General features: G+C 52.7%; 17 protein-coding genes, 1 tRNA gene and 2 pseudogenes. 10 read left to right on the forward strand and 10 right to left on the reverse strand.

Features of this window, described 5'->3' with window-relative positions:
* Positions 1 to 197: 197 nt before the first annotated feature.
* Both BLO43_RS10495 and BLO43_RS10500 read left to right on the forward strand, forming a co-directional pair.
* Positions 198 to 423, forward strand: a pseudogene (locus BLO43_RS10495) (transposase); the annotation flags it as partial.
* 190 nt (positions 424 to 613) lie between these two features.
* Complete coding sequence (locus BLO43_RS10500) at positions 614 to 1,453, forward strand: TlpA disulfide reductase family protein (protein ID WP_090907036.1); 840 nt, start codon at positions 614 to 616, stop codon at positions 1,451 to 1,453.
* A 69-nt stretch (positions 1,454 to 1,522) separates the two neighbouring features.
* Here BLO43_RS10500 and BLO43_RS10505 read toward each other — a convergent pair whose 3' ends face one another.
* Together BLO43_RS10505 and BLO43_RS10510 are read right to left on the reverse strand one after the other, a co-directional pair.
* Positions 1,523 to 2,068 carry a Dps family protein gene (locus BLO43_RS10505; protein ID WP_090907037.1) on the reverse strand — a complete coding sequence of 182 codons (546 nt, stop codon included), beginning with the start codon at positions 2,066 to 2,068 and terminating at the stop codon, positions 1,523 to 1,525.
* A gap of 100 nt (positions 2,069 to 2,168) precedes the next feature.
* Positions 2,169 to 2,591: a cupin domain-containing protein gene (locus BLO43_RS10510; RefSeq protein ID WP_217628061.1), complete on the reverse strand. Its 423-nt coding sequence runs from the start codon at positions 2,589 to 2,591 to the stop codon at positions 2,169 to 2,171.
* A 217-nt stretch (positions 2,592 to 2,808) separates the two neighbouring features.
* On the opposite strand from BLO43_RS10510, the gene BLO43_RS10515 reads away from it, so the two are divergent.
* Positions 2,809 to 3,087, forward strand: coding sequence for a hypothetical protein (locus tag BLO43_RS10515; RefSeq protein WP_139149268.1), 279 nt, complete (start codon positions 2,809 to 2,811; stop codon positions 3,085 to 3,087).
* A complete protein-coding gene (locus tag BLO43_RS10520) occupies positions 3,056 to 4,120 on the forward strand; it encodes a phage tail protein (RefSeq protein WP_090907039.1) in 1,065 nt (354 codons plus the stop codon). The genes BLO43_RS10515 and BLO43_RS10520 overlap by 32 nt, the downstream gene beginning before the upstream one ends.
* Positions 4,121 to 4,132: 12 nt before the next feature.
* Here BLO43_RS10520 and BLO43_RS10525 read toward each other — a convergent pair.
* A pseudogene (locus BLO43_RS10525) lies at positions 4,133 to 5,257 on the reverse strand (IS3 family transposase).
* A gap of 127 nt (positions 5,258 to 5,384) precedes the next feature.
* On the opposite strand from BLO43_RS10525, the gene BLO43_RS17265 reads away from it, so the two are divergent.
* The gene (locus BLO43_RS17265; protein WP_090907040.1) at positions 5,385 to 5,606 is read left to right on the forward strand and encodes a DUF4224 domain-containing protein; all 222 of its coding nucleotides are present in this window, start codon (positions 5,385 to 5,387) and stop codon (positions 5,604 to 5,606) included.
* A gap of 22 nt (positions 5,607 to 5,628) precedes the next feature.
* Here the strand turns inward: BLO43_RS17265 and BLO43_RS10535 are convergent, their stop codons facing one another.
* Both BLO43_RS10535 and BLO43_RS10545 read right to left on the reverse strand, forming a co-directional pair.
* Positions 5,629 to 5,847 (reverse strand): hypothetical protein, encoded by a 219-nt coding sequence (locus BLO43_RS10535; protein WP_090907041.1) that lies wholly within the window; start codon positions 5,845 to 5,847, stop codon positions 5,629 to 5,631.
* A 381-nt stretch (positions 5,848 to 6,228) separates the two neighbouring features.
* Positions 6,229 to 6,305, reverse strand: a tRNA-Met gene (locus BLO43_RS10545).
* A gap of 568 nt (positions 6,306 to 6,873) precedes the next feature.
* Here BLO43_RS10545 and BLO43_RS10550 point away from each other — a divergent pair.
* The 3 genes from BLO43_RS10550 to BLO43_RS10560 all read left to right on the forward strand — a co-directional run bounded on the left by BLO43_RS10550 (position 6,874) and on the right by BLO43_RS10560 (position 9,997).
* Positions 6,874 to 7,734, forward strand: a complete 861-nt coding sequence (locus tag BLO43_RS10550; RefSeq protein ID WP_090907043.1) for a response regulator — start codon at positions 6,874 to 6,876, stop codon at positions 7,732 to 7,734.
* Positions 7,735 to 7,947: 213 nt separating this feature from the next.
* Positions 7,948 to 8,883, forward strand: coding sequence for a GGDEF domain-containing response regulator (locus BLO43_RS10555; RefSeq protein ID WP_090907044.1), 936 nt, complete (start codon positions 7,948 to 7,950; stop codon positions 8,881 to 8,883).
* Between the two features lie 274 nt (positions 8,884 to 9,157).
* Positions 9,158 to 9,997, forward strand: a complete 840-nt coding sequence (locus BLO43_RS10560; protein ID WP_090907045.1) for a response regulator — start codon at positions 9,158 to 9,160, stop codon at positions 9,995 to 9,997.
* Between the two features lie 3 nt (positions 9,998 to 10,000).
* On the opposite strand, the gene truB is transcribed toward BLO43_RS10560, so the two are convergent.
* Genes truB through rimP form a run of 5 tightly spaced genes read right to left on the reverse strand, consistent with a single transcriptional unit; the run spans position 10,001 to position 15,999 of the window.
* The gene (gene truB, locus BLO43_RS10565; protein WP_254773426.1) at positions 10,001 to 10,951 is read right to left on the reverse strand and encodes a tRNA pseudouridine(55) synthase TruB; all 951 of its coding nucleotides are present in this window, start codon (positions 10,949 to 10,951) and stop codon (positions 10,001 to 10,003) included.
* A 48-nt stretch (positions 10,952 to 10,999) separates the two neighbouring features.
* Positions 11,000 to 11,380 carry a 30S ribosome-binding factor RbfA gene (rbfA, locus tag BLO43_RS10570; RefSeq protein ID WP_090907047.1) on the reverse strand — a complete coding sequence of 127 codons (381 nt, stop codon included), beginning with the start codon at positions 11,378 to 11,380 and terminating at the stop codon, positions 11,000 to 11,002.
* 33 nt (positions 11,381 to 11,413) lie between these two features.
* Entirely contained in the window at positions 11,414 to 14,032 is a 2,619-nt protein-coding gene (infB, locus tag BLO43_RS10575; RefSeq protein WP_090907048.1) for a translation initiation factor IF-2, read from the reverse strand.
* 19 nt (positions 14,033 to 14,051) lie between these two features.
* Complete coding sequence (gene nusA / locus BLO43_RS10580) at positions 14,052 to 15,542, reverse strand: transcription termination factor NusA (protein WP_090907049.1); 1,491 nt, start codon at positions 15,540 to 15,542, stop codon at positions 14,052 to 14,054.
* Positions 15,543 to 15,570: 28 nt separating this feature from the next.
* On the reverse strand, positions 15,571 to 15,999 hold the full coding sequence (gene rimP, locus BLO43_RS10585; RefSeq protein WP_074631764.1) for a ribosome maturation factor RimP: 429 nt from the start codon (positions 15,997 to 15,999) through the stop codon (positions 15,571 to 15,573).
* A 533-nt stretch (positions 16,000 to 16,532) separates the two neighbouring features.
* Here rimP and acs point away from each other — a divergent pair.
* Positions 16,533 to 18,500: an acetate--CoA ligase gene (gene acs / locus BLO43_RS10590; protein ID WP_090907050.1), complete on the forward strand. Its 1,968-nt coding sequence runs from the start codon at positions 16,533 to 16,535 to the stop codon at positions 18,498 to 18,500.
* A 22-nt stretch (positions 18,501 to 18,522) separates the two neighbouring features.
* A complete protein-coding gene (locus BLO43_RS10595) occupies positions 18,523 to 19,518 on the forward strand; it encodes an MBL fold metallo-hydrolase (protein ID WP_090907051.1) in 996 nt (331 codons plus the stop codon).
* The last annotated feature ends 65 nt before the right edge of the window (positions 19,519 to 19,583 follow it).

Raw genomic sequence — 19,583 nt, forward strand, 5'->3', positions numbered from 1 at the left:
ATCAATTGTGTCATTGTGCACGGAGTCGGCGCCCGCGTCTACTGCCATAGTCGTAAGAGTAGTCTGGTTAACGCTGAGTCCCGATTTTTTTGGCCAGCGCCAGCAATTCCTCTCCGTTTTCAAGACCATCAAGAAAACGTTTGGGAATGCCCTCAACCCCCAACTGTGCACCAACCAGTACGCCAGTCAGCACTATATGGGCCCATGCCCGGGGTGTGAGCTCGCATTCATCCGGCCTGGCAAGCCCACGCAGAATGCCTAAATCAAAAGCTTCAATGGCCGATTCCGGGATGAGTGTCTGAATGACCATTGGTTCTCCACGTTGCATGAAGCACGCGTTCTTATCGAAGCATGGCGAAAGGATTACAATTCACAGCGACCGCGCAGTTCCCTGGGCACAACACGCCAGCTGAATTTGTGGCCCAGCATCAATTTAATAACCCGGATTCTACTGCGCCGTGTAATTACGGGGAACAGGGTCACTCCAGGAAGATCCAAAAATCAAGATCACCCTACCTGAATACTTCGGATGCTGCGTGTCGCACCTGGCAAGGAATTGTGCACCAATGACGAAATGTCCTTCGGCACCCGTTTTCACTAACCGAGGTACTTAATGGGCTCAGTCAACATCGGGCTGGTTGCGTTTCACATCAATTTTTTACTGTTGCTGGGTGCAATGCTGATCGGCTCGTTCGTCGCAAAACGGACAGGACGACCGCGAAACGTTGATGTCGAGCCGCTTCTTTGGAGAGTTTTTATTGCCTCCTTGGTAGCGGCAAGACTTGTCTTCGTGATGGCCTATTTCGATATGTACAAGAGCGCGCCATGGAGCATTCTGAATATCCTGGATGGCGGATTCTCACCGGCAGCGGGCATTCTGGCTGCAGCGACCGGCATCATCTGGTATGCATGGCACGTACGGGAAGGGAGGCGCACTCTGCTGCTCTCGGCATTGACGGGAGGAGTCGCCTGGGCAGTTGGCGTGGTGGTGGCAACGGCAGTCTTTGCCGTTCCAGTGCAGATGCCGCAAGCAGAGCTGGTTCGCCTTGATGGCAGTTCCGTCCAGTTTGGCTCATTGGCCGGCAAGCCTATGGTGGTCAACCTGTGGGCAACATGGTGTCCGCCTTGTATACGGGAAATGCCGGTACTGCGGGATGCGCAAAAGAATAGTCCAGATGTGGTCTTCATCTTTGCCAATCAGGGTGAATCGGCCGATGTGATTCAGAAGTTTCTGGATCGGGAAGGACTCGTCCTTGATAACGTGTTGCTCGATTCTCGCCTCGAACTCAGCAGCCAGACCAATTCTCAAGGACTGCCAACAACGTTGTTCTTTGATGCAAAGGGCGCGCTGGTTGATCGTCGTATTGGCGAGTTATCGGCCGCTACGCTGGCACAAAGAATCGAGGGAATCGCGACGCGCGTCACTTCTACCCGCAAGCACGGCCAAGATTAAAAAGGGTTACATCGATATCTGACAATCGTTGGCCCACCTCGATACGATGGAGCACAACGTATCGATGACTCAATGGCCGGTTGCATCGCCTTGGCGGCTGGCTTCAAACAGGAACCAGGTGCGCCGCTCAGTTTCGTCGATCCAGACTTCGATGAGGCTGGCGGTGGCAATATCGCGGTGTTTGTCGCAAACATCGTGCGCCTGACGTAAACGGGCTGCCAAGGTCTTGTTGTCCTCGCGCAACTCGGCAAGCATGGCCAGCGGTTCGACGTAGTCAGCATCGTTGTCCGCTATGCGCTGGGTGCGGGAAATATGGCCTATCGACCGAAGTGTGGCCCCGCCCACTTTGCGGATGCGTTCGGCGATAGGGTCGGTCATTGCGAAAAGCTGATCACCCTGCTCATCCAGCAGTAAATGGTAATCCCTAAAATGCGGTCCACTCATATGCCAGTGGAAATTCTTGGTTTTCAGGTAAAGCGCATATACATCCGCCAGGATGGCGTTCATGGCTCCGCCGATATCCTTGGTCGCCGCCGCTTCGAGATCGGTAGGGGTGGCGAGGGGACGCTGCTCAAGATTAGGGTCTTGCTTCTTTACAGTAGGCGATTTTTTCATGTTTTTTCCTTGCTATGGATGGCCGTCTCGAAGATAGCCATGAAGACATTTTCCCAAAGTTTCACTGTAGAAAAATGACCGTCAACGCGCAATTATTGGTTTATTTTTCCAGCACCAGGGATGGAGCGCCCTTTCCCTTAATCAGGAACACAAGAAATTTTGCTGGCTTGGTACTACTTGCGTTCCGGCTAATGGTATGAATATCGTTGGGATCTTCATAGTAGCTCTGGCCTGGCGTCAGCGTGATTTCTTTTCCGCCATTCACCTGCGTCACGATGGAGCCCTCCAGTACGTAAAGAGACACCTGCGCATTGTGGCGGTGGACAGGGCTCGAAAAGCCCGGCGGAAAGTCCACAGTGTACATCTCAATTTCCTTGCCGGAAACTCCTGCCACATCTTTTGATATGAGCGGCGTGATGGTTTCATTCTGCTGCGCCATCAGGGTACCGGTTGTGATCAAAGTGCTGGTTATGAGAAATGCCAACATAAACGTTGGTTTTAAGCTCGCCATTATGATGTTCATTGCACCCTCCTTTACCGGTTAGTTATTAAGGGATCCTAATGCGTGTATCCGCATCCCCATTCAATTAAGCCCGAATCATTGAGGTAAATCTGCCTAGCCTCATGAAAAGCTGCCGACTCTGTATAGCAACAAACTTATACCTATATGGGGTATATGTCAATACCCTGCGAGGGTACCATAGTCCAATAACTTGCCGCCGATCCCCAATGCTACCTATTTGAGCGAGGATCAAGGCGAGCGGATCTGGAAGGATATAGAACTCCCGTTCACTGTTTCATCAGGCATGGCGCAGCGCATCGCCAAGATTGAACTGGAGAAGGCAAGGCAGCAGATAAGCACCGTATGGCCGTGCAAGTTGATCGCATTCAAGGTTCAGGGTGGCGATGTCGTCAACCTCTCTAATACGCGATGGGGCTGGTCTGCAAAGCCGTTCGAGGTCACGACATGGAAGTTTGCCATCCGTGATGATAACGGCGTGCCGAGACTCGGGTATTGATCTGGAGTTGCGCGAGACGGCCTCTGGTGTCTATGACCGGAGCAGTGGAGAGGAAACGGTGCGAGACCTGGCGCCGAATACCACTCTCCCGGATCCATTCACCGTTCAGGTTCCCGGCGATCCATCCATTACCGGAAAACTGTATTCCACTACAGGTAGCACAGGGGTAAAGAGCAAGGCCATCATCACTTGGGGCGCATCGGATGATCGGTTTGCAGACAGATATCAGCTTAAGTACAAGCCGGCAACTCAGAACAATTTCTTTGTCAGGACCGGTATCCGTGATTTAGAAACGGAGCTCATTGACCTTGCGCCCGGCTACTACGACTTCCGCGTCATGGCGCGCAACTCAATTGGCGTGGAGTCTAATTATAGTAGCGAAATGCGGGTGTTGTTGGTTTGGTTACGCGAGCCTCCCGCAGCAGTCAGCAACTTCTCTGTGATCCCATCAAATTTCTATGCTCTCGCCTCATGGACGCTTCCCCCAGATCTTGATGTCCAGATAAATGGACTGATCGTTATCCGACATTCGCCAAAGACAACGGGCGCTGTTTGGGAAGATGGCGTCATCTTGGAAGAGTTCCCAGGCGGCGGCGTGCAAGGCCTCGTGCCTTTGATCACCGGAACCTATATGGCGAAGGCCAAAGACTCGATCGACAACTACTCAACATCGATCGCTTCCTTCGTCGCTACTGAACGCATGGTTACTGGCTTCACGACCGTCGCCACCAGTACACAAGCGCCGAGCTTCACTGGGACTAAAACAAACGTGAGTGTGGTGGGCCCGGTTCTCAACCTGACGGATCCGACCGTGAGTCTGACTGGCGAGGATCTATTCTCTGCCGCGCTGGATATGGGCACTGTTGCCACAAGACGATTCGAGGTTGATATTGAAGCAATCAGCTATGTTGCCGAAGATCTTATAGGTTCCCGCGGATTAATCAGTTCCTGGCCGCTTGTGAGTGGCGCTACGGTCAATGATTGCGATGCGACTATCTACGCATCCACCACTGATCGGCCCCGGTTTTTGTAGCCAGCTCCAGAGTTAGTCGTCGGCCGTATTTTCTCTCTCGGATTTCCAGTTTAACCCGTGCTGACGAGCGAATTCAACCGGTGCGATTTCTCCAAGTGCCCTGTGAGGACGACTCTCATTGTATTCCTGCTGCCAGTTTATAATCTTCATTTTGGCATCCCTCAGTGATTCGAACCAATGAGCGTTCAGGCACTCGTCTCGAAATGTTCCATTGAATGACTCAATGAACGCATTGTCGGTTGGCTTGCCCGGCCTGCTGAACTCGATTTTGACCTTGTTGTGATACGCCCACAGATCAAGAATCTGACTCGTGAATTCGCTTCCGTTATCACAAAAAAGAGTTCCAGGTACGCGCCCATTCTGACGAATTCTGTTGAGTACCGCCACCACCTCGATACCGGACAATCGCTGGCCGACTTCGATTGCCAGGCATTCGCGAGTAAAGACATCCACGATGGTCAGGCAACGAAACCGATTCCCGTTGGAGAGTTGATTCGCAACAAAATCCAAACTCCAAGCTTGATTTGGCCGGCTCGCGAGTTTGCGTTGTGGCCGTGTTACCTGTGCTTTGGAGTGGCGCCCTGGCCGATAGCGCAACGATAGACCTTCCTCACGGTAAATACGGTACAGCATGCCCATGCTGTGCAAGAACCCCTCGCGCTTGAGCAGCACACCGATTTTGCGATAGCCATAGCGCATGCGCGTCATCGCCAGCTCTTTCATGCGCAATCGCAGCGCCGTTTGCGGATCCCTGCAACTTTTATAGCTGTAGACCCCTCGGGTAATCCCGACCAGACGGCATGCACGCCGTTCAGATGTAATATAGCGGTTCTTGAGGTAGTCTACGATGGCACGCCGGGGAGTAGCTTTTCACCACTTTTTTTTAATAACGTCAGCGAGCATTGCCTTGTCCAGGCTCAGTTCCGCCACAATCTTCTTCAGGCGTTCGTTCTCCTCTTGCAGCTGTTTAAGCCGCCTTGCCTGATCGCTGTCCAGGCCAGCGTATTGCTTCTTCCAACGGTAGAATGTCTGTTCGGTAATGCCAATCCGACGAATCAGCTCCGCCACCGGCATGCCAGCCTCCGCTTCCTTCAATACCGCCACAATCTGCTCCACAGCGAACCGTTTCTTTTTCATGCAAAACTCCTCTCCTTAAAGGTAAGTTTCGCCGAAAACTAACATTGCTGCTGGCTACATTTTCGCGGAGCCGATCACAACCCGCTTCGGCGGGTTTATCTTTTACCAGTGTGAGGGCAAGGCAAATATGTTCCTCACCCCTGAAGAAATAGCCGAGCTAACTGGGCGCAAGGTTAGGCGACTCCAGGTCGAACAGTTGCGGACAATGGGCATACCATTTTTCGTCAATGCTATCGGCCGGCTGATAGTGGTTCGTTCGATTCTCGAAGGTAAGAAAGAGGCGCCACAGCGGCCAAAGTGGCAACCCAACCTATTGCGGTCAGATAAAAGCACGAAGCTAGGAGAATAATGACCGGGTGGGGGAGGTTTCCTCACTCCACTTTAAACGCCTCATTAGCCGTCCAAAATCTGTACCGATTCTTTCCTTGCCTGTCAGTCATGCGCTGACATTTAAATCGCACTAGGCCGAACACTGGCAACTTGATCCCCGTCTCGATAAAATCTTCATTCGATTTCTCCGCGTCCGGTAGCGTTTGAAGTGCCTCCGAGACGTATTGCCCGCCTATGATCCGCAGAATATTCTCGCTCATGATGCCTTCTCTTCCTTGATTTAAAGCTCAGCAGTATATAGGATGAAGTTCTTCATTAAATAACAGGTTATTCAAATGAAAGAACAGCCCCGTGAATATCCAGTCGAGGTAGAAAGGGACGGAATTGTCCACTCTGGAACGTACACTATTGAGCGCGGAATTATTACAGTCTTATATGAGTTCTCAGTAAATACTACGCAGCTCGGCTCTATGCCTCATGAGGTCCTGGCGAAAATATTATTAGCTGAGATCCTCGACGGAGCTTAAATCGATATTGAAATAGGTAACGACTCATCTGCAATATTTGCTTACACCGCCACTTACACAACTTCTATAACGCAAAAAGCCCAACTCAAAAGTTGGGCTAAGTGTTTGATAATATGGTTGCGGGGGCAGGATTTGAACCTACGACCTTCGGGTTATGAGCCCGACGAGCTGCCAGACTGCTCCACCCCGCGTCAGGAGGATGTCTATTATAGCAAACCCGATTTATCAAGGTCAAATCTTATTCTCCCCATCCATCACGACCACTAGCAGCCTGCCGGATTTGAAGAATCGAAGCGGAAAAGTGACTCAACGAGCACAGATTTTGACAATTTGAAGGCCGGTAGTTATTCCACTGGTTAAAAAAGCGAGATATGATCCAGCCAGACACTTTTCCAGCCGATTTCCTTTAGATCCGACAGACTGCCAGACATCGATTGTTTAACTAAAAACCGCGCACTTATCAACTTAGCTATCCTTTCACTAATTATTCCCCGGCTACGGCGCGGTCGTGCCGTGCGTTACAGGCGGCTAAATCCTGCTTAATCTCCTCGCGAGCCCAAAATTATTTCTCACAACCATGGCGAAATCTGGCTGCTTTACTCCACTCAGGCCGTCGCTGTTCTGAAGCGCGTCGATGTTCTTTCTAAATGGAATCATTTTCTATTTTCTTATGAGAGTTAGCGCACAGAGTATCTTCCGGAATAACGGCAGCATTACAATTTAGCGCCCTCGTTCAAACGCTGTTCACTGACAGGTATGATGATTAGCAAATCCGATATTTTTAACGCCCGCATCCTGATTGTCGACGATAAGGATGTCAATGTCCGGCTGCTTGAGCAAGTACTAGGTGATGCCGGTTATACCCATACTACCTCGACCATGGATCCCTACGAGGTTTGCCCGCTCTATCGCCAGAACCGCTATGACCTGATCCTGCTCGATTTGCAAATGCCCGGCATGGATGGCTTCCAGGTGCTCGAAGGTTTGAAGGCAATAGAACCGGATGGCTACCTTCCGGTACTCGTGATCACCGCCCAGCCAGGCCATAAGCTGCAGGCGCTGCAAGCCGGTGCAAAAGATTTCGTCAGCAAGCCGTTCGATCTGATCGAAGTCCAGACACGCATCCACAACATGCTGGAAGTACGCTTGCTATACAAAAAACTCGAGAATTACAACAAGCAACTGGAACAGACCGTGGCTGAGCGAACCACGGAACTGCGAACGAGCGAGGCGCGCTTTCGCCGCCTGACCGAGCTAGCCTCCGACTGGTATTGGGAGCAGGACGAGAACGGGCATTTCACCAAGGTGTATGGTCCAGCCCTCGAAATGTTCGGCATTACCGTCGATGCATTAATGGGTGAACCTCAAGGAAGCAACAAGGCACGCTGGGATGAGTCTGACTACGCGGTACTCAAGGCAAACATCGCAGCACGGCGCCCCTTCCTTGATTTTGTCTACAGCCGCACCAAATCCGATGGCTCACGACAATATCTGATGGTCAGCGGCGAACCGATGTTCGATTCATCCGGCCGTTTCACCGGCTATCGTGGAATCGGCAAGGATGTCACCGAAAGCATGCGGCCGGTTAACCGGGTACGCCGGTTCAGTATGGTTACATAATGGTTATGTACCCCATCAAATCAACAAAGCAGCTACGGCCCCAACAACCGAGCAACCTGAATAAAACGAATGGCTGATTAAAAATGGATATCGAGACAATATGATTCCAGAATACGGCCCGATCGATTATTTTTCAATCCGGAGTCATGATCTTCAGAGACATTTTGAGCTAGTTTATCTTCACCTTCATGGTGGGTCCGCTACGGGGTTAGGATGATCGGTGAGAGCGACATTCGCGGCGCCAAAATCCTGATTGTCGATGATCAGGAATCAAATATTCAGTTGCTGGAAAGCGTGCTGGCCACAGCCAATTACACGTCTGTGGCTTCAGTAATGGATCCGCATAAAGTCTATGAGCTACACCGTCAGAACCATTACGATCTGATTCTGCTCGACCTGAAAATGCCGGGTATGGATGGCTTTCAGGTGCTTGAAGCATTGAAGGAAATCGAGATGGACGGATATCTCTCCGTCCTGGTGGTTACCGCCAATCCGGACTATAAGCTGCGTGCACTCCAATCCGGCGCCAAGGATTTCGTCAGTAAGCCATTTGATGTGACCGAAGTGCTTGCACGCGTTCATAATCTGTTAGAAGTGCGTCTGTTGCATCAAAAGGCGCGTCATTATGCTAAAACTCAGGAATTCATGGCACTGCATGACCCGCTGACCGGGCTTGCCAACCGGCGGCTTCTGGTTGAAAGAGTCTCCCATGCCATCATTCACGCAAAAAGAAACAATGGCATCATGGCAGTCGTGTATCTGGATTTGGATGGATTCAAGGAGATCAACAATAATCTGGGCCACGATGGCGGCGATCTGGTTTTGAAGCTGGTTGCCGCACGCCTGGTAGCTACCGTGAGGCAGGAAGATACGGTAGCACGGCTTGGAGGTGATGAATTCGTGATCGCCATGCCCTATATCACCAGCGGCGACGGCGTGGCGCTTGCGGCAGAAAAAATAATCAAGGCATTGTCGCAACCCTACAGTGTTCAAGGCAGCAACGTTAACATGACCGCCAGCGCGGGCATCGGTCTGTATCCCCATAATGGCGAAGATGTGAAGACCCTTCTAAAAAATGCGGATATTGCTTTGCTGGATGCCAAACAAGCAAGCAAAAACACTTATCGCATTTCGGAGCGTACCAATTAATCTCTTTGATTCAATTTTTGTATGCTGCCCGCTCAAGTGTAATGTGCGCGCCGATTTAGCATTTCCCAGCCGCCAATCTTCAAAGAACGTTCTCCAACAGGTATACCAAAGTGCCATTGTTTCTTATAATGAAGGAGATATGATATGAGTACCGGTTCGGGCAGATAGAATAATAACCAATTTACCTATTATCCTTAGTGCCAATAGAGTATCCAATAGGGTATCTTGGGCAGCGTTACAAGATATGGATTAATTATCAATAACGGACAAAATAATGATTAGCAAACCTGACATTCTTAACGCCAGCATCCTGATTGTCGATGATAAGGATGTCAATGTCCGGCTGCTTGAACAGATGCTGAGCGACGCCGGTTATACCCATACTACTTCGACCATGGATCCCTACGAGGTTTGCCCGCTCTATCGCCAGAACCGCTATGATCTGATTCTGCTCGATCTGCAAATGCCCGGCATGGATGGCTTCCAGGTGCTCGAAGGTTTGAAGGCAATAGAACCGGATGGCTACCTTCCGGTACTCGTGATCACCGCCCAGCCGGGCCATAAGCTGCAGGCGCTGCAAGCCGGTGCAAAAGATTTCGTCAGCAAGCCGTTCGATCTGGTCGAAGTCCAGACACGCATCCACAACATGCTGGAAGTGCGCTTGTTGTACAAAAAACTCGAGAATTACAACAAGCGGCTGGAACAGACCGTGGCTGAGCGAACCGCGGAACTGCGCGAGAGCGAGGCGCGCTTTCGCCGCCTGACCGAATTGGCCTCCGACTGGTATTGGGAGCAGGACGAGAACGGGCGTTTCACCAAGGTGTATGGTCCAGCCCTCGAAATGCTCGGCATTACCGTCGATGCCTTACTGGGTGAGCCTCAAGGAAACAACAAGGCACGCTGGGATGAGGCCGACTATGCGGTATTCAAGGCAAACATCGCGGCACGGCGCCCCTTCCTTGATTTTGTCTACAGCCGCACCAAATCCGATGGCTCACGACAATATCTGATGGTCAGCGGCGAACCGATGTTCGATTCATCCGGCCGTTTCACCGGCTATCGTGGAATTGGCAAGGATGTCACCGAAAGCATGCATGAGAAGCAAAATTCGTAAGACTCATTCCGTATAACCTACCAGCCTTCTCGGCGCTATTTCGCCCTGAGCAGTCACCTCTCCCAAGCCGAGAAAGTGCTTTCCCTGATCGTAAAGTCGAATTTTTGCTCCTTCCGGCAGATCGCTCATGGAGAAACCGGCTTTAACCACTTGTCCCTGCAGTAAAGATATCACGGCCGCGCCGTCCAGCGTGACGGCAGGAAAATCATGTAAAAGACCGTCCATCGGGTGCAGGCAGGCGTCTCGTTGCGCCAGCGGCATTGTTTCAAGCGCATCCAGTGTATAGGCCTGCGACAGATCGAACCCATCCATAACGCTGCGGCGCAGAGCGGTAAGATAGGCGCCGCCGTATCCCAGCGCCTTGCCGATGTCTTCAGCCAGCGTGCGAACGTAAGTGCCCGTACTGCACTTGACTACGATGCCCATTTTCTCGCCCGCCAATGTCTCCACATACAAATCATAAATGATGACTTCGCGCGCTTGCCGCTCGATTTCCACACCCGCTCTCGCGTAGGCATACAAGGGCTTCCCCCGGTGCTTCAAGGCGCTGTACATCGGGGGCACCTGCATAATTGAGCCGATAAAGCTTTGGAGTACCGTCTCAACCTGCGACAGCGTCGGCTGCATATTTCGAAATGGCACATCGCATGCCGAAACTTCACCCTCGGCATCGCCGGTCGTACTGATATAGCCCAATCTCAACGTGGCTTCATACGTCTTGTCCGCACCCAGCAACGCCGACGAGAACTTGGTAGCCTCGCCAAAGCAGATCGGCAACAATCCCGTTGCCAGGGGATCGAGCGTACCGGTATGACCGGCCTTGCTTGCCGTAAAAATACGCTTGGCGATTTGCAACGCCTGATTGGAGGAAATACGGGAAGGTTTATCAAGCAGCAGAACGCCGCTGATTTTACGTTTGATGCGTTTGAACTGTCCGGCCCCAGGATTTAACAACCGAGGACTCAATATGCGATGTGGGCGTCGAACGCGGGCAAGCGGAAATTATGGTCCATCTGTCTCTTTTTCCGGACCTTCCTGAGCCACCGCCTCATCGATAAGTTGTGACAATTTCATCCCGCGCTCGATCGACTCGTCATAGATGAAATGAAGCTGCGGTATTACCCGCAGCTTCAATCGATGAGACAGATGGCTGCGCAGAAATCCAGCGGCGTGCTCCAGTCCATGGCTGGTGAGAAAATTATCATTTTCGCTGCGCAGCGTAGTATAGAAAACCTTAGCATGAGCATAATCGTGAGTTACCTCAACCCCCGTCAAGGTAATCATGCCGATACGTGGGTCCTTGAGCTCGTTACGGATCAGGTCGGCCAGCTCACGCTGAATCTGGTCTGCAATGCGCAGTGTGCGGGAATAATCCTTAGGCATGGAATACCCACCCGAGCGAGCGCAGTCCTTGCATTACAGGCTGCGCGCGACTTCGACGATTTCGTAGGTTTCCACCTGGTCGCTTATCTGGATATCGTTAAAGTTTTTGATCGACAGACCGCATTCGAAGCCCGCTCTAACTTCTTTCACATCGTCCTTGAAACGCTTGAGAGAATCCAGTTCACCGGTGTGAATAACCTCCCCATTGCGTAACAACCGTACTAGTGAGCCTCTCTTGATAATACCGTCCAGCACATAGCAACCCGCCACGGCGCCTACTTTGGAAATGCGGAACACCTCGCGAATTTCCACCAGACCCGTGATATTTTCCTTGCGATCAGGCGCCATCATACCTGACAGCGCTGCCTTGATTTCGTCCACCGCCTCGTAAATGATGCTGTAGTAACGCACATCCACGCCGGTAGAGCCGATGAGCTTGCGCGCAACCGTATCCGCGCGGCTATTGAAACCAATGACAACAGCCTTGGAAGCCAGCGCCAGATTAATATCGGATTCGGTAATCGCTCCTACGGCACTATGAATGATGTTTACCCTGACCTCGTCGGTCGAAAGTTTCTGCAGGGCGTGTGTCAGCGCCTCATAGGAACCTTGCACGTCGGCCTTGATGATGAGCGCAAGGACCTTGACCTCGCCTTTCTGATCGAATACGTTCTCCAGTTTGGCGGCCTGCTGTCTGGCAAGCTTTACGTCGCGGAATTTGCCTTGACGGAATAGCGCGATTTCACGCGCCTTGCGCTCGTCGGTCAACGCCACAACCACCTCTCCGGCCACGGGAACTTCAGACAATCCTTGAATCTCCACCGGGATGGAAGGTCCAGCCTGCTCCACCGGCTTGCCATTTTCGTCAAGCATTGCTCGCACCCGGCCAAATACCGCACCTGCCAGCAGTATATCGCCACGCTTCAAAGTTCCGGATTGCACCAATATTGTTGCCACCGGGCCGCGCCCTTTATCCAGGCGCGATTCGATAACAATCCCTCTGGCGGGCGCATCCTTCGCCGCCTGGAGCTCTAGCACTTCAGCCTGGAGCAGCACGCTTTCCAGAAGCGCGTCGATGCCTTCACCAGTCTTGGCTGAAAGCTCAACGAACATAGTATCGCCACCCCAGTCGTCCGGAACCACTTCCTGCGTCACCAACTCCTGCCTGATGCGCTCGGAATTGGCCTCCGGTTTATCTATCTTGGTGACGGCCACCACGATTGGCACCTTGGCGGCCTTGGCGTGATGGATTGCCTCGACTGTCTGTGGCATTACGCCGTCATCCGCCGCCACGACCAATACAACGAGATCGGTGACTTTAGCACCGCGCGCACGCATGGCCGTAAAAGCCTCATGACCGGGCGTATCGAGAAAGGTGACCATGCCCCTTTCGGTTTCCACGTGATAGGCGCCGATGTGTTGAGTGATGCCGCCTGCTTCGCCGCTTGCCACGCGAGTACGGCGGATGTAATCCAGTAACGAAGTTTTACCGTGATCGACATGCCCCATTACTGTAACCACCGGTGCACGCGGCTCTGTTTTCAGTTCGGTGGTGGGTGATTCGGTATCCGCCAGAAAGGCTTCCGGACTATCCAACGCCGCATACTTGGCAATGTGGCCCAATTCTTCCACTACGATCATGGCGGTTTCCTGATCCAGCATCTGATTGATGGTAACCATATTTCCCATTTTCATCAGAGTCTTGATAACTTCTGCGGCCTTGATCGACATTTTCTGAGCCAGAGCCCCGACGGAAATCGTCTCGGGTACCATCACTTCATGCACAACAGGCTCTGTCGGCGCGGAAAAACTATGAGCGGCCACATCTTCGGTGGAAGATTTACTGTGCTTATCCCTGCGTGTACGCCACCCCTTGCCGCCGGATAAATCGCCGCGTGTCTTAAGCCCACGCTTCTCAACTCTTTCGTCTTTCCAGACGACTTGTTTCGTCTGTTTCTTTTTCTTTTCAGCTTTGGCTGCCTTGTCTTCCGGCTTGACCACCGGTTTATGCAAGGTACCTTCTGTTGGCGCAGGCTGCGGCTGCGGAGCCTCCCCTTCGACCTGAACCACGGATGGAGCGGCAGCGGTGGCGGCGGGCACTTCCGCAGGGGCGGCGGGGGCGGCAACCGGTTCGGGTTCCTTGAGATCAGCGACCGCAGCCTTCTGACGCTGTTTCTTCTCCCTGAGTTCGGCTGTCTGCCGTGCGATCAGCTCGGCCTGTTTTCTTGCTTCCTCCTGACGCAGCGCCTGTTGTGCGGCATCTATCACCGACGTGGAAACCGGTGCGGGCGCGGACGGAACGGGTAATGGGGCGGGTTCGGCCGGCTTGCTCGCGACAGCTGCTCTGTCGCTCAAATCGCCTTTCACAACCACGCGTTTCTTGCGAACCTCCACTTGAATGCTGCGAGCTTTGCCGGTGCTATCCGATTTCTTGATTTCAGAAGTCTGCCGCCGGGGCAGGCTAATCTTGCCTTTCTCCTCCTGGGCGCCATGAATTTTACGCAAATAATCGAGAAGCTGACTTTTATCCTGCTCGGTCAGGCTATCCGCAGTCATTTTCTTACTGACACCAGCAGCCTGGAGCTGCTCCAGCAGCACGGCTGGAAGCACGCCCAGTTCACTAGCGAATTGCTCTACACTCATTTGAGACATTGATAACCTTTAATAACGCTTATACTTTATCCGGCGAAGCGGCGAACCATGGTGCGCGCGCAGCCATGATCAATTGCTTGGCACGTTCGGCATCCATCTCGACCATTTCCACTAGGTCATCCACAGCCAGATCAGCCAGATCTTCCTGCGTATTCACGCCTTTGGCCGCTAATTTACGCGCGGTCTGGCTGTCCATGCCTGCCAGTGACAGCAGATCTTCTGCTATATGCTCGACTTTTTCCTCACTGACAATAGCCTCGGTCAAAAGAGCATTGCGAGCCCGGGTACGAAGTTCATTGACGGTCTGCTCGTCAAATGACTCGATTTCCAGCATTTCGCTGAGCGGGACGTAGGCGACTTCTTCAAGGGTAGTAAAACCTTCCTGCACCAGAATGTCCGCCACCTCTTCATCCACATCAAGTTTTTCCATGAAGAGCCGGCGAACGACGGAAAATTCCTCTTCATTTTTTGCCTGTGACTCTTCCATCGTCATGATGTTGAGCTCCCATCCGGTCAACTCGGATGCAAGCCGGACATTTTGTCCACCGCGGCCAATAGCCTGGGCGAGGTTATCTTCATCCACCACGATGTCCATACTATGCTTTTCTTCATCCACCAGGATGCTGCTGATTTCCGCCGGCGCCAGCGCATTGATCACGAACGTGGCCGGGTCGTCAGACCACAGAATGATGTCCACCCGTTCCCCCGCCAATTCGCCGGTGACAGCCTGCACTCTGGAGCCACGCATACCGACGCAGGTACCGATCGGATCAACGCGTTGATCATTGGACTTTACCGCAATCTTGGCGCGCGAACCCGGATCTCTCGCCGCAACTTTTATCTCCAGCAGACCTTCCTCAATCTCCGGCACTTCCAGTTCGAACAGCTTTATCAGAAACTCCGGCGCAATTCTTGACAACACCAGTTGCGGCCCCCGGGCGGTACGATCAATCTTGTATAAATAAGCGCGCACACGATCACCAACCCGCAGGTTTTCCTTGGGAATCATCTGGTCGCGGGGCAACGCCGCCTCAACCCTGCCGGATTCGATGATGGCGTTGCCGCGTTCCATGCGCTTGATGGTACCGGTCACCATATATTCTTTACGCTCGAGGAAGTCGTTCAGAATCTGCTCGCGCTCGGCATCGCGTATTTTCTGAAATATCACCTGCTTGGCCGCCTGGGCGCCGATGCGCCCGAATTCCACCGGCTCCAGCACTTCCTCAACGAATTCTTCCAGCTTGATTTCCGAATCGCGCTGCAATGCCTCATTCAGCGCAACCTGACGTGCCGGATCCTCGACAGTATCGTCGGCTACTACCTGCCAGCGGCGCAAAGACTGGTAATCACCTGTCTGTTGATCTATCGATACGCGCACATCGGCATCTTCCTGAAAACGCTTTTTTGTAGCAGACGCCAACGCCAATTCAAGTGCGGCAAAAACGATGTCCTTTTCGACATTTTTTTCGCGCGCCAACGCATCTACCAGCAGTAAAACCTCGCGGCTCATGTTACCTCCAGCCAAATTCTCGGGAAAATTACAATTTTGGTATCAGACGGGCTTTCTCAAGATTATTCAACTCAAGATCCAGCATTTTCCCATCGACTTCCAGTTTTAATACGCCATCGTTCACTTCACGCAGAATCCCGACAAAATTCCTCTGACCCTCTAGCGCCACACGCAGCCTCAACTTGGCCGACTCTCCCGCAAAACGGATAAAATCGGCTACTTTCTTCAGCGGCCTGTCCAACCCGGGCGATGATATCTCCAGCCGGTCGTAGTCAATGTTCTCAACCGCAAGCAATCGGCTCAAATGATTACTGACCGCAACGCAGTCATCCACACTGACACCGTTGGGCTTGTCGATAAACACCCGTATCAGCTTGCCGCGCGCCGACCGTTCGACGTCAACCAGCTCATAACCCAGCCCGGTCAAAGTTGAATCGAGCAATTCATGCAGATCCATCAACCTCTATAGTCCCCGCACAAACAAAAAATGGGCTGAAAGAGCCCATAAATATTTTTGCCATTTTAGCAAAAATTTAGAATTAATGAAATAGATGCCCGACGAATAATAAAACTTGACGGCAGCGCTCGGTTACAGCCGGTAACGCGGCTTCTTTTAGCGGAGGTTCTGTCAAGCAATTGAGGATTTATTTTCCGCTTACACGTCTTCGGCTCCCCGGACGCCAGATCAATCGCGGACGCACACCCTATTATAACTTGCTACTCAAGGTTTCTTCCATAACCGCTCTGGAAGCAGATTCATCCGGCCAATATGAATGATACAATTTTAACCCAGATGTTTCATAAATTCGTGTGATGATGAGCAGTATTTTGTTTTTCAGGGAGATTCTGTGAAAGAGTGGTGTAGTTATTCATACGCCCGACTGAACAAAATTTCCATGCGAGACAAAAGACCAGCGAGGTGCGCGTCAATTTATGAAGCATTCGGGTTAAATATACCTCTTTTCCAGAAAATACTTACCGGAGCACCCCGTGGCCACGATTAAATCCATCTTGCATGAAACCCGCGTATTCCCACCTGAAGCGGCATTTATAAAGCAGGCCAATCTATCAAGCATGGAGGCCTACCATGCCCTTTGCGACGAAGCCGAGAAAGACCTTGATGCCTTCTGGGGCAAACTGGCGCGTGAGGAGGTCATGTGGCATAAACCTTTCAGCCGGGTGCTGGATGAAAGCAACCATCCCTTCTTCAAATGGTTCGATGACGGCGAATTGAATGTATCCTTCAACTGTCTCGATCGCCATCTCGCCTCTCAACCCGATAAAGCTGCCATTATATTTGAAGCGGATGACGGCAAGATTGCCTTGTCCACCTACCGCGATCTTCATGGCCGTGTGTGCCGGTTTGCCAATGGACTCAAGTCCCTGGGTATCAGCAAGGGCGACCGTGTCATTATCTATATGCCCATGAGCATTGAAGCCGTGGTAGCGATGCAAGCCTGCGCCCGTATTGGCGCGACGCATTCAGTGGTCTTTGGCGGCTTCTCCGCCAAGAGCCTGCACGAACGGATTATCGATGCGGGTGCAGTGGCTGTCATTACCGCTGACGAACAACACCGCGGCGGTAAAATCAACCATCTGAAAACCGCGGTGGATGACGCGATTGCGCTGGGTGGAACCGATTCGGTGAAATCCGTGGTGGTTTACAAACGCGGCAGCGGAGATGTGCAATGGCACGTTTCACGCGACGTCTGGTGGCACGAACTGACTAACGGCAAAAGTGATGTTTGCGAGCCGGAATGGATCGGTGCCGAACACCCGCTGTTTACGCTCTACACCTCCGGCTCCACCGGCAAGCCAAAGGGCGTACAACATTCTTCCGCGGGTTATCTGCTGGGTGCAATCCTGAGCATGAAATGGGTTTTCGACTACAAGCCCACCGATATTTTCTGGTGCACCGCCGATGTCGGTTGGGTCACCGGGCACAGCTATGTGACGTACGGCCCATTGGCGGTCGGCGCGACCCAGATTGTGTTCGAGGGTGTTCCCACCTATCCCGACGCGGGCCGCTTCTGGAAAATAATCCAGGATCATAAAGTCACTACTTTTTATACCGCACCCACAGCCATTCGCTCATTGATAAAAAATGGGCCGGATTTACCGGGAAAATACGACCTGTCCTCGTTGCGCCTGCTCGGTTCGGTCGGTGAGCCGATCAATCCCGAGGCATGGATGTGGTACTACACTGTCGTCGGGCAATCCCGCTGCCCGGTGGTGGATACATGGTGGCAAACCGAAACGGGCAGCCATATGATCGCCCCCGTGCCTGGCGCGGTCCCGCTCAAACCCGGTTCCTGCACGTTGCCACTGCCCGGCATCATGGCCGCCATTGTGGATGAAGCGGGGCACGATATCGAAAACGGCAAAGGGGGGTTCCTCGTCATCAAGCGGCCATTTCCGTCTCAGGCACGTACCTTATGGGGAGATCCGGAACGCTTCAGGAATACCTACTTCCCCAAAGAACTGGGTGGCAAGTACTATCTGGCCGGTGACTCCGCCAATCGCGATCTGGATGGCTATTTCTGGATCATGGGGCGCATTGACGATGTGCTGAATGTTTCCGGCCACCGCTTGGGCACCATGGAGATTGAATCCGCGTTGGTGGCCAGTCCCTTGGTCGCGGAAGCGGCGGTGGTGGGCAAGCCTGATGACATCAGAGGTGAAGCCATCGTGGCGTTCGTGGTGCTGAAAGGTGCGCGTCCCCAGGGTGAGAGCGCGCATAATACCGCTGTTGAATTGCGCAACTGGGTATCTCAGGAAATCGGACCCATTGCCCGGCCCGAGGAAATCCGCTTCGGCGACAACCTGCCCAAAACCCGTTCCGGCAAAATCATGCGCCGCCTGCTGCGCACCCTCGCCAAGGGAGAAGAGATCACCCAGGACATTTCCACGCTGGAGAACCCGGCAATACTTGAGCAGTTGAAACAGCCAATCGCGTAATTCGCGCACACTTCATTTTCCTATGAACAACAATTTGTCTCACAGGGCGAAGACGCTCGCCACGCCCTCCGCCTTGCCCCGCATCACCAATTACGACAACGGTGTCAGCGCTATTGATGCGGACTACTTGCGGCCCGGGCTCGCTGCGATTCACCTGATCGTCGAGGGCAACAGAGCGGCGCTGGTGGATACGGGAACTTCATCTTCCGTTGCCGGCGTGATGGAAGTATTGCGAAAAAAAAATCTTGCCCCTGACGATGTGGCCTATGTATTCGTTACTCACATACATCTCGACCATGCCGGCGGCGCGGGTGAATTCATGCATAGTTTTCCCCGTGCGAAACTGGTGGTGCATCCGCGCGGCGCGCGGCATATGGCTGATCCCACCCGGCTCGTTGCCAGCGCAATGACGGTTTATGGCGAAGCGGAATTCAAACGCATGTATGGCATGATTCGCCCGGTGGATGAAAGCCGCATAGTCGAAGCACCAGATGGCTTCACTCTGGACTTTAATGGCAGGCCATTACTGTTCCTGGATACGCCGGGCCATGCGCGCCATCACTACTGTATCTTTGATAAAAAAAACCAGTCATTTTTTACCGGCGATACATTTGGCCTTTCTTATCGCGAATTTGACGTGGATGGAATGGAATTCGTCTTTCCCACCACCACACCGGTGCAGTTCGACCCCGTGGCTGCCCATGCCTCGATCGAGCGCATCATGAGTTATGATCCAGCCTACGCCTTCCTGACCCACTACGGCCGCATCGGCCACTTGCCGCGCCATGCCGGGGAGATGCATGATCTGATCGATGCCCATGCAACGATAGCCAGGAAGCTGCGCAACGTCCCCGACAGGCATGCGGCATTGGTGGAAGAACTTGGAACGCTGTTGTTACAGCGGATCATCGCGCATGGCTGCAAACTGCCGCAGGAAGAGATTCGTCATCTGCTGAGCCTCGATGTCGGACTTAACGCCCAGGGACTGGAACACTGGCTGGATCAGATGGGGGGTTGAAAATAGGCCGTAGGGCGTCAATAAGCGAAGCGCATTGCGCCGTATGTCAATCTTGATATTCGAGC

It is taken from the genome of Nitrosospira sp. Nsp13, assembly GCF_900101945.1.
Classification (GTDB): Bacteria; Pseudomonadota; Gammaproteobacteria; order Burkholderiales; family Nitrosomonadaceae; genus Nitrosospira; species Nitrosospira multiformis_D.